The organism is Kosakonia sp., from assembly GCF_032104925.1.
Taxonomy (GTDB): Bacteria; Pseudomonadota; Gammaproteobacteria; order Enterobacterales; family Enterobacteriaceae; genus Kosakonia.
This window is the reverse complement of record NZ_DAMCGF010000004.1, coordinates 456,796-475,676: the sequence shown is the minus strand read 5'-3', so window position 1 is coordinate 475,676 and position 18,881 is coordinate 456,796. Positions and strand designations below refer to the sequence as shown.

General features: G+C 55.9%; 20 protein-coding genes and 1 riboswitch. Of the genes, 11 read left to right on the top strand and 9 right to left on the bottom strand.

Going from position 1 to position 18,881, the window contains the following annotated elements:
- Window positions 1-38: 38 nt before the first annotated feature.
- The 3 genes from RT644_RS11505 to bioA form a co-directional block, all read right to left on the bottom strand.
- A complete protein-coding gene (locus RT644_RS11505) occupies window positions 39-1,322 on the bottom strand; it encodes a putative acyl-CoA thioester hydrolase (protein WP_065368965.1) in 1,284 nt (427 codons plus the stop codon).
- Between the two features lie 113 nt (window positions 1,323-1,435).
- Window positions 1,436-1,912, bottom strand: coding sequence for a kinase inhibitor (locus RT644_RS11500; RefSeq protein ID WP_045514006.1), 477 nt, complete (start codon window positions 1,910-1,912; stop codon window positions 1,436-1,438).
- Window positions 1,913-1,970: 58 nt separating this feature from the next.
- The gene (gene bioA, locus RT644_RS11495) at window positions 1,971-3,257 is read right to left on the bottom strand and encodes an adenosylmethionine--8-amino-7-oxononanoate transaminase (RefSeq protein WP_313626724.1); all 1,287 of its coding nucleotides are present in this window, start codon (window positions 3,255-3,257) and stop codon (window positions 1,971-1,973) included.
- Window positions 3,258-3,343: 86 nt separating this feature from the next.
- On the opposite strand from bioA, the gene bioB reads away from it, so the two are divergent.
- Genes bioB through bioD form a run of 4 tightly spaced genes read left to right on the top strand, consistent with a single transcriptional unit; the run spans window position 3,344 to window position 6,986 of the window.
- Complete coding sequence (gene bioB, locus RT644_RS11490; protein WP_313626722.1) at window positions 3,344-4,384, top strand: biotin synthase BioB; 1,041 nt, start codon at window positions 3,344-3,346, stop codon at window positions 4,382-4,384.
- A complete protein-coding gene (gene bioF, locus RT644_RS11485; protein ID WP_313626721.1) occupies window positions 4,381-5,535 on the top strand; it encodes an 8-amino-7-oxononanoate synthase in 1,155 nt (384 codons plus the stop codon). Before bioB ends, bioF begins: the two co-directional genes overlap by 4 nt.
- Complete coding sequence (gene bioC / locus RT644_RS11480) at window positions 5,522-6,271, top strand: malonyl-ACP O-methyltransferase BioC (protein ID WP_313626720.1); 750 nt, start codon at window positions 5,522-5,524, stop codon at window positions 6,269-6,271. The genes bioF and bioC overlap by 14 nt, the downstream gene beginning before the upstream one ends.
- Window positions 6,264-6,986, top strand: coding sequence for a dethiobiotin synthase (bioD, locus tag RT644_RS11475; protein ID WP_020457092.1), 723 nt, complete (start codon window positions 6,264-6,266; stop codon window positions 6,984-6,986). The genes bioC and bioD overlap by 8 nt, the downstream gene beginning before the upstream one ends.
- Here the strand turns inward: bioD and RT644_RS11470 are convergent.
- The gene (locus RT644_RS11470) at window positions 6,928-7,650 is read right to left on the bottom strand and encodes an ABC transporter ATP-binding protein (RefSeq protein WP_313626718.1); all 723 of its coding nucleotides are present in this window, start codon (window positions 7,648-7,650) and stop codon (window positions 6,928-6,930) included. The two genes, bioD and RT644_RS11470, sit on opposite strands and share 59 nt — an antisense overlap.
- Window positions 7,613-7,990 carry a hypothetical protein gene (locus tag RT644_RS11465; RefSeq protein ID WP_160270908.1) on the bottom strand — a complete coding sequence of 126 codons (378 nt, stop codon included), beginning with the start codon at window positions 7,988-7,990 and terminating at the stop codon, window positions 7,613-7,615. Before RT644_RS11465 ends, RT644_RS11470 begins: the two co-directional genes overlap by 38 nt.
- A 412-nt stretch (window positions 7,991-8,402) precedes the next feature.
- Between RT644_RS11465 and uvrB the strand changes: the two genes are divergently transcribed.
- Complete coding sequence (gene uvrB / locus RT644_RS11460; protein WP_313626717.1) at window positions 8,403-10,424, top strand: excinuclease ABC subunit UvrB; 2,022 nt, start codon at window positions 8,403-8,405, stop codon at window positions 10,422-10,424.
- 213 nt (window positions 10,425-10,637) lie between these two features.
- Here the strand turns inward: uvrB and pmrB are convergent, their stop codons facing one another.
- From pmrB to yvcK, 4 genes are all read right to left on the bottom strand, one after another.
- Window positions 10,638-11,723, bottom strand: a complete 1,086-nt coding sequence (gene pmrB / locus RT644_RS11455; protein WP_020457096.1) for a two-component system sensor histidine kinase PmrB — start codon at window positions 11,721-11,723, stop codon at window positions 10,638-10,640.
- A 3-nt stretch (window positions 11,724-11,726) separates the two neighbouring features.
- Entirely contained in the window at window positions 11,727-12,398 is a 672-nt protein-coding gene (gene pmrA / locus RT644_RS11450; RefSeq protein ID WP_020457097.1) for a two-component system response regulator PmrA, read from the bottom strand.
- Entirely contained in the window at window positions 12,395-14,038 is a 1,644-nt protein-coding gene (gene eptA, locus RT644_RS11445; RefSeq protein WP_045514027.1) for a phosphoethanolamine transferase EptA, read from the bottom strand. Before eptA ends, pmrA begins: the two co-directional genes overlap by 4 nt.
- Window positions 14,039-14,147: 109 nt before the next feature.
- On the bottom strand, window positions 14,148-15,056 hold the full coding sequence (gene yvcK, locus RT644_RS11440; protein ID WP_020457099.1) for a uridine diphosphate-N-acetylglucosamine-binding protein YvcK: 909 nt from the start codon (window positions 15,054-15,056) through the stop codon (window positions 14,148-14,150).
- A gap of 226 nt (window positions 15,057-15,282) precedes the next feature.
- Window positions 15,283-15,428: riboswitch (molybdenum cofactor riboswitch) on the top strand.
- Here yvcK and moaA point away from each other — a divergent pair.
- From moaA to RT644_RS11410, 6 genes are all read left to right on the top strand, one after another.
- Entirely contained in the window at window positions 15,416-16,405 is a 990-nt protein-coding gene (gene moaA / locus RT644_RS11435; RefSeq protein ID WP_313626714.1) for a GTP 3',8-cyclase MoaA, read from the top strand. Its footprint overlaps the riboswitch before it by 13 nt.
- Window positions 16,406-16,422: 17 nt before the next feature.
- On the top strand, window positions 16,423-16,935 hold the full coding sequence (gene moaB / locus RT644_RS11430) for a molybdenum cofactor biosynthesis protein B (RefSeq protein ID WP_020457101.1): 513 nt from the start codon (window positions 16,423-16,425) through the stop codon (window positions 16,933-16,935).
- Window positions 16,936-16,938: 3 nt separating this feature from the next.
- Window positions 16,939-17,424: a cyclic pyranopterin monophosphate synthase MoaC gene (gene moaC, locus RT644_RS11425; protein ID WP_045514037.1), complete on the top strand. Its 486-nt coding sequence runs from the start codon at window positions 16,939-16,941 to the stop codon at window positions 17,422-17,424.
- Window positions 17,417-17,662, top strand: coding sequence for a molybdopterin synthase sulfur carrier subunit (gene moaD / locus RT644_RS11420; RefSeq protein ID WP_045514041.1), 246 nt, complete (start codon window positions 17,417-17,419; stop codon window positions 17,660-17,662). The genes moaC and moaD overlap by 8 nt, the downstream gene beginning before the upstream one ends.
- Window position 17,663: 1 nt before the next feature.
- Window positions 17,664-18,116 (top strand): molybdopterin synthase catalytic subunit MoaE, encoded by a 453-nt coding sequence (moaE, locus tag RT644_RS11415; protein ID WP_020457103.1) that lies wholly within the window; start codon window positions 17,664-17,666, stop codon window positions 18,114-18,116.
- A 57-nt stretch (window positions 18,117-18,173) separates the two neighbouring features.
- Window positions 18,174-18,881 carry a Bax inhibitor-1 family protein gene (locus RT644_RS11410; protein ID WP_017455996.1) on the top strand — a complete coding sequence of 236 codons (708 nt, stop codon included), beginning with the start codon at window positions 18,174-18,176 and terminating at the stop codon, window positions 18,879-18,881.

Genomic DNA, 18,881 nt, shown 5'->3' with positions numbered 1-18,881 from the left:
ACCTCGCCACGGCGAGGTTTTTTCTTATCAGGAGCGGCTTATTTTTTCGGCATCGCCACAACCTGGCTACCAACGCCGCGGTTGTTGAACTCCCACATGCGGTTGAACTGCGGGTTGTTCAGCTCGCGCTGCACGTTGCCTTTATCGTCAACGGTTCCGGTGTTACCGGCATAAGCACGGCCGGAAACAGCGGCATCGGCCCACGGTTTCGCCACGTTAAAGCCTTCGTTGATTACGCTATCGCGGATCACTACCTGGCCGTTGGTGTTGCCATCAACATCCAGTGAACGGCCGAGCTGTGCCACACCGTTACCGGCGGCGTTAAAGCGGCTGTTGACGGCGAGGAAACCGTAATACAGGTTAGACAGGGTGGCTGGTGCGAACACATAACCTTCCTGCTGGGTGCGCGAGTTCACTACGCGGAAGTCGGTGTTATCAAACACCACCGCGCCGCGACCGGCCACGATATCGACATCGCCTTCAAGATAGCTGTTGGTCACCAGCGTACGGGTCTGGCGATCGGTACGCAGGGTGTTATCCACGCCGCTGTTGGTAACAAAGAAGGTGTTCTGGCGACCCAGAATATTGACGTTGTTGATCTGCACTTTATCGCCATCGCTGCGCAGCGCCACCGCCTGGTGGTTACCCGCGTCAACGCTGTCACCCAGCGTATTTTCAATGGTCAGGTTTTGCAGTTGCAGGCCGTTATTCTGTGACCAGAAGACCGCAGAACACATTACGCCGACAGTTGCGGTACGTTTGCTCTGGCAGTTATCGAACATATACCACGCCGGTTTGCCCGGCATGTATTTGCCCGACGGATTGACCAGACGACGCCAGCTGTTCGGGTCCATTTCGGCATCAATAGCCTGTTTGATTTTCACATCCAGCGCTTTCTCACCGGTACCGTAAATGGTCACGCTGCCGGACGCGGCAGGCACATAAACCGTACCTTCATATTCACCCGGCATCACCGCGATGTACTGACGATCGCTGGCGTGTTTGTTGATTGCCGCGTCTACCGCTGCCTGAATGGTGGTATGTGTCACACCCGGCGTACCGGCCGGGCCGACCACGAAGTTCGCTTTTTCCGGCAGACGGATGGCGACCGGTTTCCATGCCGCGTTATCCGGCGTCATGGCGGTAAAATAGCGGTCCGCTACAAAGTTTTTCGCTTCACCTGCGCTGAGGATCGGGCGCGCGGCGGTGCCAGGCGCTTTCTGTTCAGACGGACGTTCCGCCGGCGGGGTTGAGCTACAGGCGGTCAGTGTCACGCCAAAAGCGAGCGCCAGCGCCAGACGGGAAACCGATGATGTGTTCAAGGGGAGCTCCAGACTATGCAAAAGTTGAAAGAGGACTTCAAAGCCTGCTTTTTTATACTAAGTTGAGCGAAACGGGAAGCCGATTTGTACAATCGGCTGTAAATCCCTTCTTTTTAGCTAAAAAGGGCAGTAATTGAGGCGCTGGAAAGCGTATGGAAATGGACGTTAAAACCGACCATCGCGCCGCTGGCATTTTCATCGACCTCAATGCGCTCTACGTCCAGCGCATAGACGGTAAAGATATAACGGTGCGTTTCGCCTTTCGGCGGTGCGGCACCGCCGTAACCGGCTTTGCCGAAATCGGTGCGTGTCTGCACTGCGCCATCCGGCAATGCCGCCAGACCGGAACCGGCGCCTTGCGGCAGCACGCGTGTATCAGCGGGAAGGTTCGCGACTACCCAGTGCCACCAGCCGGAGCCGGTTGGTGCATCCGGATCGTAGCAAGTCACAACAAAACTTTTGGTGCCGGCAGGTACCTCATCCCACGCCAGATGCGGGGAGATATTGTCGCCGTCGTAGCCCATACCGTTGAACACCTGGCGATGCGGCAGCTTTTCGCCGTCGCGTAAATCATGGCTGACCAACTTCATATGCACTCCTTCTGCTTTTCATGCGTGCCGGGAAGTGTAGCCGATCCCCGGCAAAACCTCAGGCAAAAAGGTCATCGCGCAGCACGGCGGCATTGACGGCGCTGGTCAGACGGGAGAGCTGCTCCGGGGTGATGATATAGGGCGGCATCAGATAGATAAGCCGGCCAAACGGGCGTACCCATACGCCTTGTTCAACAAAGAAGCGTTGTAGGGCCGCCATATTAACTGGCGAACGGGTTTCCACCACGCCGATGGCTCCCAGCACGCGCACATCGGCGACATTGGCCGCTTCGCGCGCGGGTGCCAGCTCCGCGTTTAACTGCGCTTCAATCGCCGACACCTGAGCTTGCCATGCACCTTGTTGCAATATGGTCAGGCTGGCGTTGGCTGCCGCGCAGGCCAGCGGGTTGCCCATAAACGTTGGCCCGTGCATAAAGCAGCCTGCTTCACCGTTGCTGATGGTCTCTGCCACGTTGCGGGTGGTGAGCGTTGCCGAAAGCGTCATTGTGCCGCCGGTCAGCGCTTTGCCAAGACACAGAATGTCCGGGGCGATCCCGGCATGTTCGCAGGCAAACAGCTTGCCGGTGCGACCAAAACCGGTGGCGATTTCATCGGCAATCAACAGAATGCCTTCCCGGTCGCACATCCTGCGCACTCGCTTAAGCCACTCCGGGTGATAGATACGCATGCCGCCCGCGCCCTGAACAATAGGTTCGAGGATCACTGCTGCTATTTCGTGGCGATGCGCCGCCATCAGGCGTGCGAAGGCCACCATGTCACGCTCGTCCCATTCGCCGTCAAAGCGGCTTTGCGGCGCGGGCGCAAACAGGTTTTCCGGCAAATAGCCTTTCCACAGGCTGTGCATGGAGTTATCCGGATCGCAGACCGACATCGCGCCAAACGTGTCGCCGTGATAGCCGTTACGGAAGGTGAGAAAACGCTGTCGCGGCTCGCCTTTCGCCTGCCAGTATTGCAGCGCCATCTTCATTGCCACTTCCACCGCCACGGAGCCGGAATCGGCTAGAAAGACGCACTCCAGCACTTCCGGCGTCATCGCCACCAGCTTGCGGCACAGGTCAATCGCTGGCGGGTGAGTGATGCCGCCAAACATCACATGGGATACCGCATCGATTTGCGCTTTCATCGCCGCGTTAATCGCCGAGTGCCCGTAGCCGTGAATTGCCGCCCACCAGGAGGACATACCGTCAATCAGATGTTCGCCGCTGCTGAGTATCAGCTCGCAACCTTGTGCGGACTGCACCGGATAAACCGGCAGTGGGGAGGTCATGGAGGTGTAAGGGTGCCAGATATGTCGCGTGTCAAAGGCGAGATCGTCCAGGGTCATAATCGACTTGTAAACCAAATTAAAAAGTTTTAGGTTTACGAGTCTACACCGAATAACGATTTTACAACACCCTTTGGAGATGCCCGATGGCTCACCACGCACGCTGGACAATGTCGCAAGTGACCGCGCTATTTGAAAAACCCCTCCTTGAACTGCTGTTTGAAGCGCAGCAGGTCCACCGCCAGCATTTCGATCCGCGCCAGGTTCAGGTCAGCACCTTGCTGTCGATTAAAACCGGTGCCTGCCCGGAAGATTGCAAATACTGCCCGCAGAGCGCGCGGTATAAAACCGGGCTGGAGTCCGAACGGTTAATGGAAGTTGAACAGGTGCTGGAATCCGCCCGCCAGGCGAAACGCGCGGGATCGACGCGTTTCTGCATGGGCGCGGCGTGGAAAAACCCGCACGATCGCGATATGCCCTACCTCGAAAAAATGGTCGAAGGGGTAAAAGCGCTGGGGCTGGAAGCCTGCATGACGCTTGGCACGCTCAACGAAAATCAGGCGCAACGCCTGGCTTCAGCGGGTCTGGATTACTACAACCACAACCTTGATACCTCGCCGGAGTTTTACGGCAATATCATCACCACGCGCACCTATCAGGAGCGCCTCGATACGCTGGATAAAGTGCGCGACGCGGGCATCAAAGTTTGCTCCGGCGGCATTGTTGGTCTTGGTGAAACGGTCAACGATCGCGCCGGTCTGTTATTGCAACTGGCGAACCTGCCAACACCGCCGGAAAGCGTGCCGATCAATATGCTGGTCAAAGTAAAAGGGACGCCGCTGGCGGATAACGAGGACGTCGACGCCTTTGATTTTATCCGCACCATTGCGGTTGCGCGGATCATGATGCCGACTTCGCATGTGCGTCTTTCTGCCGGGCGCGAGCAGATGAACGAGCAGACTCAGGCGATGTGCTTTATGGCCGGGGCGAACTCCATTTTCTACGGCTGCAAGCTGCTTACCACGCCGAACCCGGAAGAGGATAAAGATCTGCAACTGTTCCGTAAGCTCGGCCTGAACCCGCAGCAGACGGCGGTGCTGAACGGCGACAACGAGCAACAGCAGCAGCTTGAGCAACAGTTGTTACACGCCGATACCGACCAGTATTACAACGCGGCAGCCATATGAGCTGGCAACAGCGTATTGATGCCGCTCTGGATGAGCGTCGCGCGGCAGATGCGCTGCGCACAAGGCGTGCCGTCTCGCAGGGCGCGGGGCGCTGGCTCACACTTGGCGAGCAGCGCTTTTGCAACTTCTCCAGTAATGATTACCTCGGTTTAAGCCAACATCCTGCCGTGATCCGCGCCTGGCAACAGGGCGCGGAACGTTATGGCGTGGGCAGTGGTGGCTCCGGTCATGTCAGCGGCTACACCACCGCGCACCGGGAACTGGAGGAGGCGCTGGCCGACTGGCTTGGTTACTCGCGCGCGTTGCTGTTTATCTCTGGTTTTGCCGCTAATCAGGCGGTCATTGCTGCGCTGACGGGCAAAGAGGACAGGATTGTCGCTGACAAATTAAGCCACGCATCACTGCTGGAAGCCGCCAGCCACAGCCCGGCGCAGCTGCGGCGTTTTGCCCATAACGATATCGGGCAACTGACCACGCTGCTGGCAAAACCGCTTGCCGGGCAGCAACTGGTGGTGACCGAGGGCGTCTTCAGCATGGATGGCGACAGCGCACCGCTGGTGGCGGTTGCTGATGCCACGCGGGAAGCGCGGGCCTGGTTGATGGTGGATGATGCCCACGGCATTGGCGTGGTGGGCGAGCAGGGGCGCGGCAGTTGTCACCTGCAGGGCATCAAGCCGCACGTGCTGGTGGTGACCTTCGGCAAAGGCTTTGGCGTCAGTGGTGCGGCGGTGTTGTGCAGTGACACGGTGGCGGATTACCTGCTGCAATTTGCCCGCCACCTGATTTACAGCACCTCGATGCCCCCCGCACAGGCGGTGGCGCTTGGCGCGGCATTGCAGGTTATTCGTAGCGACGAGGGGAAAGCGCGGCGTGAAAAACTGGCGGCGCTGATTGCCCATTTTCGTCACAGTGTGGCACACGAATCCGTCACGATGACGGATTCCACCAGCGCAATCCAGCCACTGATTGTGGGTGAAAATAGCCGCGCATTGCGGCTGGCTGAACGCTTGCGTCAGCGCGGCTGTTGGGTGACAGCGATTCGCCCGCCCACTGTACCGCCGGGCACGGCGCGGTTACGCCTGACGCTGACGGCAGAGCACCAGTTCGATGATATCGACCGTTTGCTGGAGGCTTTGCATGACGGTGAATAAACAGGCGGTCGCCGCTGCTTTTGGCCGCGCGGCGCACAGTTACACTCAGCACGATGAATTGCAGCGCCGGAGCGCCGATCTGCTGTTATCTAAGTTGGGCGCTGTCACGCCTGCTCAGGTGCTGGACGCCGGTTGTGGGCCCGGCGTAATGAGCCGCTACTGGCGCGGGCAGGGCGGTGAGGTAACGGCGTTGGATCTCTCGGCGAATATGCTCGATGAGGCGCGCCGTCAGCACAGCGCGCAGCGCTATGTCAGGGGCGATATTGAAGCCATGCCGCTGGCGGATGCGCAATTTTCACTGGTCTGGAGCAACCTGGCGGTGCAGTGGTGTGATGATTTGCGCCAGGCTGTCGGGGAGTTGTATCGCGTGACTCAACCCGGCGGTTGTGTTGCTTTTACGACACTGGTCGCGGCATCACTGCCGGAGCTGAACCAGGCGTGGCGCGCGATTGACGACCATCCGCACGCCAACCGTTTTTTAACCTTGCCAGCCATCGGACAGGCTTTGCGTGGCTGGCGGCTGTGCAGTGGCGTCGAGACGATAACCTTGCACTTTGACGATGCCACTGCGGCGCTGCGTTCGCTAAAAGGTATTGGCGCAACACATTTACACGCGGGCAGGCAGCAGGGGCTGACACGCGGCAAACTGCAACGCTTGCAGCTGGCCTGGCCGCAACAGCAGGGCAAATGCCCGCTGACTTACCATCTTTTTTGGGGAGTGATCGCCCGTGATTGAACGCTATTTTGTGACCGGTACGGATACGGAAGTCGGGAAAACTGTCGCCAGCTGCGCGCTTTTGCAGGCGGCAAATCTGCGTGGTTTACGCAGCGCGGGTTATAAACCGGTGGCTTCCGGGAGTGAGATGACCGCAGACGGGTTACGCAACAGCGATGCGCTGGCGCTGCAACACCACAGCAGCCTGCCGATGGCGTATAAGACCGTCAATCCGTATACCTTCGCAGAACCCACATCACCGCATATTGTGAGTGCCGATGTGGGTGAACCCATTGATGCGCAGGTGATGTCCGCCGGGCTACGCGCGCTGGAAACACAGGCGGAGTGGCTATTGGTGGAAGGGGCGGGGGGCTGGTTTACGCCGCTTTCAGAGACGCTCACTTTCGCCGACTGGGTGGTGCAGGAGCAGTTGCCGGTGATTCTGGTCGTTGGCGTAAAACTTGGCTGTATCAACCATGCCATGTTAACCGCACAAGCGGTGCGTCAGGCGGGGTTACGGCTGGCGGGCTGGATTGCTAACGATGTGGTGCAGCCGGGCAGGCGACACCCGGAGTATCTGGCAACGCTTCGGCGCGTGATGCAGGCTCCGCTGATTGGCGAAATTCCCTGGTTTGCCCACGCACCGGAAAAAGAAAAAACGGGTCATTATCTTGACCTCAGTGTCCTGACTCCGGTGTCATCCACTTTGAGAGCAGTGGATCATCAAGCAGTTTAACGTCGCCCTGCGCGACATTGCGCCCGCGGTGCAGCAGGCAGAAACGGTCGGCGACCCGGCGAATAAATGACAAGTGCTGTTCAGCCAGCAAAATGGTCATGCCAAACTCCTGGTTGAGCCGCACGATCAAATTGCCCAGTTTATGAATAAAAGCCTGCCCAAGACCGCGCGTTGGCTCATCCAGGATCAACAGCCGTGGGTGCGTAACCAGCGCCCGCGCCATCGCCAGTTGTTGTTGGTTATCTTCTGACAACTCCGCGCCACGTACCTGGCGCAGCTCATACAGTTCAGGGAACAAATCGTAAATATCCCGCCGCACTGCGCTGCCCGGTTCACTGCCGGCGCGCATCGCGACGTGCAGATTTTCCTCAATGGTGAGTTGCGAAAAAATCCGCCTGTCCTGCGGCACATAGCTGATGCCGATGGCGCTGCGGTGTTCGGCTTGCAAAGAGAGCAAGTCGCGCGGCGGTGCGCCCGCTTCCTGCCAAATTATGCTGCCGCTTTCAATGGGTAAATAGCCGGTGATGCAATTCACCAGTGTCGTCTTGCCCATGCCTGGCAACCCAATAACTGATGTGCAGACCCCGGGGGATAAATCGAGGTCGACATTCCACAATGTATGCTGATTACCGTAATACTGGTTTACTGCCCGTAAGCTCAACATTGTCCGCTCCTTGTTTCGGCTCTGATGACTTTGATGATTCTGCAAAAGGCTTGCCAGAACATAAAAAAGGCTTTTTTTTCGGATGCCGCTGAGAAAAGTGGCTTTTAAAACGTGAGGAGGGAAGAAGCCAGGTAAAAATTCTGCACTTTGCCAGTGCTTGCAGTGTTGAGTTGTGGTGCAGCAATGGCTGGATCTGTGAGAACGATCTCATGCGGATCCTGCGTTTCGTTTGCCGATAATTATCAAAAAGAAAAGATAAAAAATTTTTAGCGGCGCCCGCCTGGGACAAAATGGGATTTGGCGGGAAGGCGAGGTATCCGGCCTGGCGGCAGTTATCCACTATTCCTGTGGATAACCTTGTGTATTAGAGTTAGAAAACATGCGGCAAGCGAGAGAGGACGCGGGTTGCGCCTGAATTGGTGTTAAACACGTCTTTTTAAGATTATTTTTAATAATCAAAAGGTTATATAAAAGCAATGCCTGTAAGAAAAGTGTCACCCGCTGCCACAAAACTTTCAAAGGCTCGCTTGACAAATGTTAAAAGAGGAAAAATTTTGGGGATAACCTGAAAGGGTTAGTGTTTTATCTTGTCCGCGCTGAAATTTGCGGGGAGAAGCGGTGCCCTAACGGGGAGTAGTACAGATTGCCTGTTTCGCTACTGTTTTTTCATCCAGTGTTATTTATTGGCAAAAGTGAACAGGGTGAGTAAAATGTGTTACCTGCCCGCTCATTCCTTCATCAGGTAGCCGTTCATGAGTAAACCGTTCAAACTGAATTCCGCTTTTCGTCCTTCCGGCGATCAGCCTGAAGCTATCCGCCGCCTCAAGGAAGGTCTGGAAGACGGCCTGGCGCACCAGACGCTGCTCGGGGTGACGGGTTCAGGGAAGACATTCACCGTCGCCAATGTGATTGCCGATCTCCGGCGCCCGACAATGGTGCTGGCACCGAACAAAACGCTGGCCGCGCAGCTGTATGGTGAAATGAAAGAGTTCTTCCCGGAGAATGCGGTCGAGTATTTCGTCTCTTACTACGACTACTACCAGCCGGAAGCGTATGTGCCAAGTTCTGACACTTTTATCGAAAAAGATGCCTCGGTGAACGAGCATATCGAGCAGATGCGTCTGTCAGCGACGAAGGCGCTGCTGGAGCGTCGCGATGTGATTGTGGTGGCCTCTGTTTCCGCGATCTACGGTCTGGGCGATCCGGATCTCTACCTGAAAATGATGCTGCATCTGACTAAGGGCATGATCATCGATCAACGCGCGATCCTGCGTCGTCTGGCGGAGCTGCAATATACCCGCAACGATCAGGCGTTCCAGCGCGGCACCTTCCGCGTGCGCGGCGAAGTTATCGATGTGTTCCCGGCGGAATCTGATGATCTCGCGCTGCGTATCGAATTATTCGATGAAGAAGTTGAGCGCCTGTCGCTGTTCGATCCGCTGACCGGCCATATTGAGTCGGGCATCCAGCGCTTCACCATCTACCCAAAAACGCACTATGTGACGCCGCGCGAGCGGATCGTGCAGGCGATGGAGGAGATCAAAGTTGAACTGGCGGAACGTCGTAAGACGCTGCTGGAAAACAATAAACTGCTGGAAGAGCAGCGGCTCAGCCAGCGTACGCAGTTCGATCTGGAGATGATGAACGAGCTGGGCTACTGCTCGGGGATTGAAAACTACTCGCGCTATCTTTCCGGGCGCGGGCCGGGCGAGCCGCCGCCGACGCTGTTCGACTACCTGCCAGCTGATGGGCTGCTGGTAATCGATGAATCCCACGTGACCATTCCGCAGATCGGCGGGATGTATCGCGGCGACCGCGCGCGTAAAGAGACGCTGGTGGAGTACGGTTTCCGCCTGCCGTCGGCGCTGGATAACCGACCGTTAAAATTTGAAGAGTTTGAAGCGCTGGCACCGCAGTCAATTTATGTTTCGGCGACGCCGGGCAATTACGAGCTGGAGAAATCGGGCAGCGAAGTGATTGATCAGGTGGTGCGCCCGACGGGGCTGCTCGATCCGGTAATTGAAGTGCGTCCGGTGGCGACTCAGGTGGACGATTTGCTCTCTGAAATTCGCCAGCGCGCCGCGATTAACGAACGTGTCCTGGTGACGACGCTGACCAAACGCATGGCGGAAGATCTCACCGAATACCTGGAAGAGCATGGCGAGCGGGTGCGTTATCTGCACTCGGATATCGACACCGTTGAACGTATGGAGATTATTCGCGATTTGCGCCTTGGCGAGTTCGATGTGCTGGTCGGCATCAACTTGCTGCGTGAGGGGCTGGATATGCCGGAAGTCTCGCTGGTGGCGATTCTGGACGCCGACAAAGAGGGCTTCCTGCGTTCTGAGCGCTCACTTATCCAGACGATTGGCCGTGCCGCACGTAACATCAACGGTAAAGCGATTCTGTATGGCGACAAGATCACACCGTCGATGGCGAAAGCGATTGGCGAAACCGAGCGTCGTCGTGAGAAACAGCAGCGCTATAACGAAGAACACGGTATTACGCCACAGGGTCTGAACAAGAAAGTGGTGGATATTCTGGCGCTTGGCGAAGGGCTGGCGAAGACGCGTGCGAAAGGGCGTGGTAAAACGCGCACGCCTGCGCAGGTGGAAGCGGCTGAACTGGCGCTCTCGCCGAAAGCGCTGCAGCAGAAAATCCACGAACTGGAAGGTCAGATGATGCAGCATGCGCAAAATCTGGAGTTCGAAGAAGCGGCGAAAGTACGCGACCAGTTGCACCAGTTACGCGATCTGTTTATTGCCGCATCCTGAAATCCGTGCGATGACATGACAGCACAAAATAACAAAAAAGAGAGCCTGTCCGGGCTCTCTTAATGTTGGCTTAACCTACGCCTGACACACTGCCCACCGGTATTCTGGAGGGCAATCTGATGCAACAATTTAAGGTTCGTGAGTTTTTCGCTGTCGCTTTCACGCTGGCGTTAGTGATTGTTTTTGCCCGTCTGTGGGTGCTGACCTACTGATTTATGCCTGGCGGGCGCCGGGGAGAAATTTTACCCACGCCCGTACGCCAGATTGCGTCAGCCGGTTGTGTAAAAAGAACTGCGCGTCATGCAGTTGCGCGATACGCGACACAATGCTTAATCCCAGGCCCGCGCCGCCATAGCGGCTGTCCATACGCACGAAGGCTTTACTGAGCTCTCCGCTGCGACTTTCATCAATGCCCGGCCCTTCATCTTCCACCGCCAGTACCGGTGCGGCAGCGTTTTCGATACGTACGGTAATGGCCGATCCTGTCGGGCTATAGCGGTGGGCGTTTTCCACCAGGTTTCTCACCAGCAGCCGCAGCAGCGTGGCGTCACCGGCAACCGCAATGTCCCTTTCTGGCTCTGCAATTTCCAGCGTCTGTTCGCGCGCGGTCAGCATCTGTTCCAGTTCACTGCGCATGGGTTGCACCACATCCTGCAACAGCATCACCTGCTGGTAACTCCCTGCGGAGAAAGACTGCCCGACGCGCGCCAGCAGTAATAGCTGGGCAATGTTTTCCGTCATTTGCTCAAGGCGCTGCACCAGCGGGTCGACGTTGATGCCGCTGGTTTTCGCCATCAATTCCAGATGCAGACGTAACCCCGCCAGCGGCGTGCGCAGCTCATGGGCAACGTCGGCGGTAAACAGCCGCTCCCTGTCGAGGGTTAGCGTCAGGCGGGAGACCAGCTCGTTAATCGATGAAGTGACAGCTTCCACTTCGCTGACGCTGTTGTTGAGCGTGATGGGTTGCAGGTTGTTCGGTGTGCGTTTATTCAGCTCTTCCTGCAGCTCAAGCAGCGGACGGGTAATGGCTTTCACCGCCTGCATACAGAGCAGCAGGGCCAGCCCGATGATCAACAGGCTTGGCACCAGCAGGCTGGCCACTGCTTCGCGGACTTCATGCTCGATATGTTTGCGGTTGTTGTGATTATGAATGGCTGCCTGCACCAGCAGCTGGATTTGCTCTTCGCTTTCATGCCACAGCCAGAACACGCTGACCAACTGGCAAAACACCAGAATGCCACCGATGGTGAGTAACAAACGGCGGCGCATGCTCCAGCGCCTGAAATTGAAGAGCGCCATCAATCAGCTCCGTTCCTGCGGTTGTACCAGCATGTAACCAAATCCGCGCACGGTACGGATACGCGATTTACCGATTTTGTCGCGTAAATTATGAATATGTACTTCCAGCGTATTTGTCGACGGTTCGTTATCCCAGTTGTAAATATCGTTATAGAGGATCTCCCGGTGTACCGGGCTTTCGGCTTTCAGCATCAGGCGCGACAGCAGGGCGTACTCTTTTGGCGTCAGCTCCAGCAACTGGTTATCCAGCCATGCCTGGCGGCGGGTCACATTCAGCGTCAGATTACCGTGGCTGATTTCGTTATCGCCCTGATTATTATGGCGACGCAACAGCGCGCGAATGCGGGCGTTCAGCTCGTCCAGCGCAAAGGGTTTGACCAGGTAGTCGTCTGCACCGGTATCCAGCCCTGCCACGCGATCTTCAAGCGTATCGCGGGCAGTGAGGATCAATACTGGCAACGTATATTTTTCGCGGCGCAGCCGGGTGAGCAGATGCAAACCGTCTTCATCCGGCAGACCCAAATCGAGCACCAGCAGGCTGTAATGGCCGTTTGCCAGACACAGCGCAGCTTCATGCGCGGTAGAGACGCCATCGCAGGCGTACCCTTCGCTTTGCATCGCCAGAATCAACCCCTGCAACAGCAGAGCATCATCTTCAACCACCAGAATCTTCATTTCAACTGCCCCCGGCACGCGGTTAAAAGATCGTCTTCAGCACGGTACTCTTTCGTGCTGACACCCAGTATACCCAACATCGTCGGGAAGAGGTTGTCCTGTGAAACTGCCTTCTCCCGCGCATTTTTTTGCAGACACTGACTGTTCACGCCATAACGCGTTTGATACTCCTGCGATAGCCAAATCAGCAGCGGAACATGTTTTTGTGTTTCCGGCGCAATGGAGTACGGCAGGCCGTGCAAGTAAACGCCATTTTCGCCAAGCGACTCACCGTGATCGGAGAGATAAACCAGGCTGGTGGTGAATTTATCCTGCTTCGATTGCAGCAATTTTATTGCTTTATCAACAATATAATCGACGTACAAAATGGTGTTGTCGTAGGTATTGATCAACTGCTGCTGTGAGCAGGTCTGAATTTCATTGGTATCGCAGGTCGGCGTAAATTTACGGAACTGCGCCGGGTAGCGGTTGTAATACGTTGGCCCGTGGCTGCCGATGGTGTGTAATACAATCACCCCGTCACCCTGCAATTTATCGATATAACTGGCGAGATCGTGGAATAAGATCTCATCCTGGCATTCGCCTTTAATACAGTAATCCGGCAAGTTTAATTGCGTCATATCCTGATGCGGAACACGATCGCATGCGCCTTTACAGCCACCGTCGTTCTCATTCCACAGCACGTTAATTCCCGCACGTTGGATAATATCCAGCAACCCTTCCTGATGCGCCGCCAGTTGATCGTCATAATGGGCGCGTGTCATACCGGAGAACATGCACGGTACGGAGACGGCGGTCGCCGTCCCACAGGAAGCGGTGTTCTGAAAGTAAATAACATTATCCTGTTTTAACAACGGGTTGGTTTCACGCTCATACCCGCCGAGTGAAAAGTTCGCCGCACGCGAAGTTTCACCCAGCACCAGAATAGTGAGGTTTTTGTGCGGACCGCGCTGCATTTCCGGGCGTTGACGTGCATCTTCGCCAATTCTCACCAGCGGCAAATTGGCGGTGCGGTTATGGGAATACCACGACAGTGAAGCCGTAATGGAGTTTGACGGGCTGAGTGTTTTCACCAGCTCTTTATTATTGCGAAACAGCGAGGCGTAATCTTTATAAAACAGCAGCGCCACCGCCACGATAACCAGCACAGAAATAATAATGCTGGCAACGCGCAACATTACGCTGCGTAACGCGGATCGGGCGGGTTTTATTTTAATCCACCAGGCGATAACCACGGCCAGAATGCCGGTCAGCAGCAGCGTCAGCACCAGTTTGGTCGACAGCAGGGCGAAACTTTCCGCCGGCGTGGTGTCGAGAATATTGGTGATCATTGAACGGTCGATAATAATGCCAAACGTCGAAATGAAATACTGCGCCGCCGAACTCACCAGCACAAAGAGTGAGATAACCAGGCGATCAAGACGCACAAATGACGCCAGAGACAACACAATATTAATGACACTGAAAGCAACCAGTGGCATGGAGAGGAAAACCAGCCAGCTATGCAATGAGTTCACCGGCAATAAAGTGAATGCCTGGTGATAAAACGCAATATTCAGGCCCAGCGCAATATAAGCGGCGAAGAGCAGAAGAAAATGGAGGCGGCTTAAGGTTGGCCGACGAAGGTGAAGCATACGCATACTCGGATCCTGCAATGAAAGTAGCGCTATGCTGACAGCCGATTTTTAAGACAACCTTAAGAAATTAAGCAAAGCACTGGCGGGAGAAAAAATTCCCGCCGTCCGCCTCTTAACCCAAATGTTGCACCGCTTTTTCCAGCGCGACGCGCAGCAGATGCCGGTCATGGCGGTAAGGAATATCGCTGGCTTCCAGCACTTCCTGAATAATTAACCGATCGCTAACGGCTTGCGTGTCGACTTTCGGGCCAACAATGGCGGCATCGATAATTTTTTTACCGACGTACTGCTCCATAATCGCCAGTTTGTCTGCCAGCGTCAGGCTGGCGGCTGCCGGGCTGAGTTCTTTACCAAGGTTGCCAATGTAAACGACCGGCGCGGGTGTACGGCGTAACGCTTGTGCCAGATCGTCGAGCAGCAGCAGTGGCAGCAGGCTGGTGTAAAAGCTGCCTGGGCCTATGATAATCAAATCCGCTTCTGCGATTGCCTGTACTGCTTCGCGAGTGGCATGCACCTTCGGAAACAGCATTAACTCCTGGATTGGCGCGTGAAGCTGGTCAATGTTGACCTCGCCATAAACCTGATGCCCTTCACTGTCTGTCGCCATTAAATCGACGGGTTGCTCAGACATCGGGATCAAAAACGCGTCCACCTTTAATAAATTGCGAATTAAATTGATCGCTTCCAGAGGCCGCACACTCAGGTGATCGAGCGCCTTTAACATTAAATTTCCGAGGTTATGCCCGGAAAGTTCGCCGTTACCGCTAAAACGGTACTCAAACATCGCCGACGCCACGCTCGGTTCCGTGATGAGCTGGTTTAAACAATTACGCATATCGCCCCAGGCTATTCCGCCTTCAGAGCGGCGAATACGCCCGGTTGAGCCGCCATTATCGGTGGTGGTGACAATGCCGGTAAGTCGCGATCCCAACGAGGCAAGCGAAGACATCACACGCCCGAGGCCATGCCCGCCGCCGAGGGCGACAACACGATCCAGGTCTGCAAGTGTGCGATTACGCATAATGGTTCCTTATGAAAATTTACCGCGCTACGTTAGCCTAAATACCACCAAAAGACGATGCCGCGCAGGAAGGAAAATGACACATATCAAAGCAAAAAGGCGATTTTCGCGTACTCTGTAGCGAAAGTGCATGATCATGCCGCTATGTATCTGTTTATATAGCGATGATCGTGATAGCGAAAGCCCGACGTTCGCGCTACTATCGCTTAAGCAATTTTAGCGTTACTGACAAAACATACACTCAAGCCTAAGCAACCTAACTCTCACGACATGGTGCTTTGGCCGTAGCAAAACCGAACGGTTCTGCTGCCAGGGTGCAGAAAGAAATGACTGCATCTCCCGTACTTGGAAAGGTGTACATGGCCTCACAACTTACCGATGCGTTCGCGCGTAAGTTCTATTACTTGCGTTTGTCGATCACCGATGTGTGCAATTTCCGTTGCACCTACTGTCTGCCCGACGGCTACAAGCCGAGCGGCGTCAACAATAATGGCTTCCTGAGCGTCGAAGAAATTCGCCGGGTGACGCGCGCGTTTAGCGCGATGGGCACGGAGAAAGTGCGCCTGACCGGCGGGGAGCCCTCCCTGCGCCGCGATTTTACCGACATCATTGCGGCGGTGCGTGAAAACAGCGCTATCCGGCAAATCGCCGTCACTACCAATGGCTACCGCCTTGCACGTGACGCGGCCCAGTGGCGCGAGGCGGGGCTTACCGCCATCAACGTCAGCGTCGACAGTCTCGATGCGCGGCAATTTCACGCCATTACCGGACAGGATAAATTCCGCCAGGTGATGGACGGTATCGATGCCGCCTTCAGCGCCGGGTTTGCCAAAGTCAAAGTCAACACCGTGCTGATGCGCGATGTGAACCATCATCAGCTCGACACCTTTCTGGCGTGGATCAAATCGCGTCCCATCCAGCTACGCTTTATTGAACTGATGGAAACCGGCGAGGGCAGCGAGCTTTTTCGCAACCACCATATCTCCGGCATGGTGCTGCGCGATGAGCTACTTAAACGCGGCTGGATCCACCAGTTGCGCCAGCGCAGCGACGGCCCGGCACAGGTTTTCTGCCACCCGGATTACGAAGGGGAAATTGGCCTTATCATGCCGTATGAAAAAGATTTCTGCGCCAGTTGCAACCGTCTGCGCGTCTCCTCGACCGGTAAACTGCATCTGTGCCTGTTTGGCGATGGCGGCGTGAATCTGCGCGATCTGCTGCAAGACGATGCGCAGCAGGTGATGCTTGAACAGCGTATTGCGGTGGCGTTAACGCACAAAAAGCAGACGCACTTCCTGCATCAGGGCAATACAGGCATTACGCAAAACCTTTCATACATCGGCGGTTAAACCGCAAGGAGAATGACATGAGCCAGGTCAGCGCTGAGTTTATCCCGGTCAGGCTAGCTATTTTGACGGTCTCCAGCCGTCGCGGTGAAGAAGACGATACATCCGGTCACTGGCTGCGCGACGCCGCGCATGAAGCCGGTCATCAACTGGTCGATAAAGCCATCGTCAAAGAGAACCGTTACGCCATTCGCGCCCAGGTTTCCGCGTGGATCGCAAGCGATGATGTGCAAGTCGTGTTGATCACCGGCGGCACCGGTTTGACGGAAGGCGACCAGGTGCCGGAAGCGTTATTGCCGCTGTTCGACCGCGAAGTCGAAGGGTTTGGCGAAGTGTTCCGCATGCTCTCGTTTGAAGAGATTGGCACCGCGACGCTGCAATCCCGCGCTGTCGCCGGTATAGCGAATAAGACGTTGATTTTTGCCATGCCCGGTTCGACCAAAGCCTGCCGTACCGCATGGGAAAATATTATTGCGCCGCAGCTGGATGCGCGTACGCGCCCGTGTAATTTCTATCCCCATCTTAAGAAATAAGTTATGTCACAACTGACCCATATTAACGCCGACGGCGAAGCGCATATGGTGGATGTCTCCGCCAAAGCGGAAACAGTCCGTGAAGCGCGCGCTGAAGCGTTTGTCACCATGCTGCCGCAAACGCTGGCGATGATCGTTGACGGTAGCCACCATAAAGGCGATGTCTTTGCCACTGCGCGTATCGCCGGGATCCAGGCGGCGAAACGCACCTGGGAGCTGATCCCCCTGTGCCACCCGCTATTGTTGAGCAAAGTCGAAGTGCAGTTGCAGGCCGAGCCGGAACATAATCGCGTACGTATCGAAGCCGTATGCCGCCTGAGCGGCAAAACCGGTGTGGAGATGGAAGCGCTGACCGCTGCTTCGGTGGCCGCGTTAACTATTTACGATATGTGCAAAGCGGTACAAAAAGATATGGTGATTGGCCCGGTGCGCCTGCTGGCGAAAAGCGGCGGCAAATCGGGTGATTTCAGGGCGGATAGCAATGATTAAAGTCCTTTTTTTTGCGCAGGTGCGCGAACTGGTCGGCTGCGACAGCACCACCATTGAAACGTCTTTTAGCTCTGTGGAAGCGCTGCGCCAGCATCTGGCCGCACAGGGCGAGCGCTGGGCGCTGGCGCTGGAAGAGGGCAAATTGCTGGCGGCGGTGAATCAGACGCTGGTCAGTTTTGACCATCCGTTGCAAAGCGGCGATGAAGTCGCTTTCTTCCCGCCGGTCACCGGGGGCTGAAATGAGCGAAACGCGAATTTGCGTCGATCATGCGACGTTCAGCGTCGGCGATGAATACGCCTGGCTGGCGGCGTGCGATGAAGACGGCGCGGTAGTGACGTTTACCGGTAAAGTGCGCAATCACAATTTAGGTGACAGCGTCAGTGCGTTAACGCTGGAGCACTATCCGGGTATGACGGAAAAATCGCTGGCGGAGATCGTTGATGAAGCGCGCAGCCGTTGGCCGCTCGGGCGTGTCACCGTATATCACCGTGTGGGCGAATTGTGGCCGGGCGACGAAATTGTCTTTGTTGGTGTGGCCAGCGCGCACCGCAGCAGCGCGTTTGACGCCGGGCAATTCATTATGGATTACCTGAAAACCCGCGCGCCGTTCTGGAAACGAGAGGCGACGCCGGAAGGCGATCGCTGGGTGGAAGCCCGCGACAGCGACCAGCAGGCGGCGAAACGTTGGTAATCCGTTGAGCAGGGATGTGTTAACCTTAAAAGGCTAACCCATCAATCTGGAGTGATTATGGACCGTTTCCCTCGTTCTGATTCAATTGTTCAGCACAGCCGTACCGGCTTACAAACGTATATGGCGCAGGTATATGGCTGGATGACCTGCGGCCTGCTGCTGACGGCGTTTGTCGCCTGGTACGCCGCGCGCAGCGAAGCCATCATGTCGTTCGTGTTTTCCAGCCAGATAACCTTCTTTGGCCTGGTGATTGCGCAACTGGCGGTGGTGTTTGTGCTCTCCGGGCTGATTCATAAGCTGAGCGCCGGGCTGGCAACCACGCTGTTTATGCTTTATTCGGCGCTAACCGGGCTAACAATTTCCAGTATTTTGCTGGTCTACACCGCGCAATCTATTGCCGCCACCTTTGTCGTCACCGCCGGGATGTTTGGCGCGATGAGCTTGTATGGTTACACCACCAAACGCGATCTCAGCGGCCTCGGCAGCATGCTGTTTATGGGGCTGATTGGTATTCTGCTGGCCTCACTGGTCAACTTCTGGCTGAAAAGTGAAGCGCTGATGTGGGCAGTAACTTATATCGGGGTGGTGATTTTCGTTGGTCTGACCGCCTACGACACGCAGAAGCTGAAAAATATCGGTCAGCAAATCGATGTTCGCGACGCGTCGCAGCTGCGTAAATCCTCCATTCTCGGCGCGCTGACGCTGTACCTCGACTTCATCAACCTGTTCCTGATGCTGTTGCGTATTTTCGGCAACCGCCGTTAA

Excerpts from the sequence above, each read along its gene's own strand:
- RT644_RS11500 (WP_045514006.1), bottom strand. The coding sequence starts at position 1,912 with ATGAAGTTGGTCAGCCATGATTTACGCGACGGCGAAAAGCTGCCGCAT.
- bioA (WP_313626724.1), bottom strand. The coding sequence starts at position 3,257 with ATGACCCTGGACGATCTCGCCTTTGACACGCGACATATCTGGCACCCT.
- bioB (WP_313626722.1), top strand. The coding sequence starts at position 3,344 with ATGGCTCACCACGCACGCTGGACAATGTCGCAAGTGACCGCGCTATTT.
- bioF (WP_313626721.1), top strand. The coding sequence starts at position 4,381 with ATGAGCTGGCAACAGCGTATTGATGCCGCTCTGGATGAGCGTCGCGCG.
- bioC (WP_313626720.1), top strand. The coding sequence starts at position 5,522 with ATGACGGTGAATAAACAGGCGGTCGCCGCTGCTTTTGGCCGCGCGGCG.
- RT644_RS11470 (WP_313626718.1), bottom strand. The coding sequence starts at position 7,650 with ATGTTGAGCTTACGGGCAGTAAACCAGTATTACGGTAATCAGCATACA.
- uvrB (WP_313626717.1), top strand. The coding sequence starts at position 8,403 with ATGAGTAAACCGTTCAAACTGAATTCCGCTTTTCGTCCTTCCGGCGAT.
- pmrB (WP_020457096.1), bottom strand. The coding sequence starts at position 11,723 with ATGGCGCTCTTCAATTTCAGGCGCTGGAGCATGCGCCGCCGTTTGTTA.
- pmrA (WP_020457097.1), bottom strand. The coding sequence starts at position 12,398 with ATGAAGATTCTGGTGGTTGAAGATGATGCTCTGCTGTTGCAGGGGTTG.
- eptA (WP_045514027.1), bottom strand. The coding sequence starts at position 14,038 with ATGCGTATGCTTCACCTTCGTCGGCCAACCTTAAGCCGCCTCCATTTT.
- yvcK (WP_020457099.1), bottom strand. The coding sequence starts at position 15,056 with ATGCGTAATCGCACACTTGCAGACCTGGATCGTGTTGTCGCCCTCGGC.
- moaA (WP_313626714.1), top strand. The coding sequence starts at position 15,416 with ATGGCCTCACAACTTACCGATGCGTTCGCGCGTAAGTTCTATTACTTG.
- moaB (WP_020457101.1), top strand. The coding sequence starts at position 16,423 with ATGAGCCAGGTCAGCGCTGAGTTTATCCCGGTCAGGCTAGCTATTTTG.
- moaC (WP_045514037.1), top strand. The coding sequence starts at position 16,939 with ATGTCACAACTGACCCATATTAACGCCGACGGCGAAGCGCATATGGTG.
- moaD (WP_045514041.1), top strand. The coding sequence starts at position 17,417 with ATGATTAAAGTCCTTTTTTTTGCGCAGGTGCGCGAACTGGTCGGCTGC.
- moaE (WP_020457103.1), top strand. The coding sequence starts at position 17,664 with ATGAGCGAAACGCGAATTTGCGTCGATCATGCGACGTTCAGCGTCGGC.
- RT644_RS11410 (WP_017455996.1), top strand. The coding sequence starts at position 18,174 with ATGGACCGTTTCCCTCGTTCTGATTCAATTGTTCAGCACAGCCGTACC.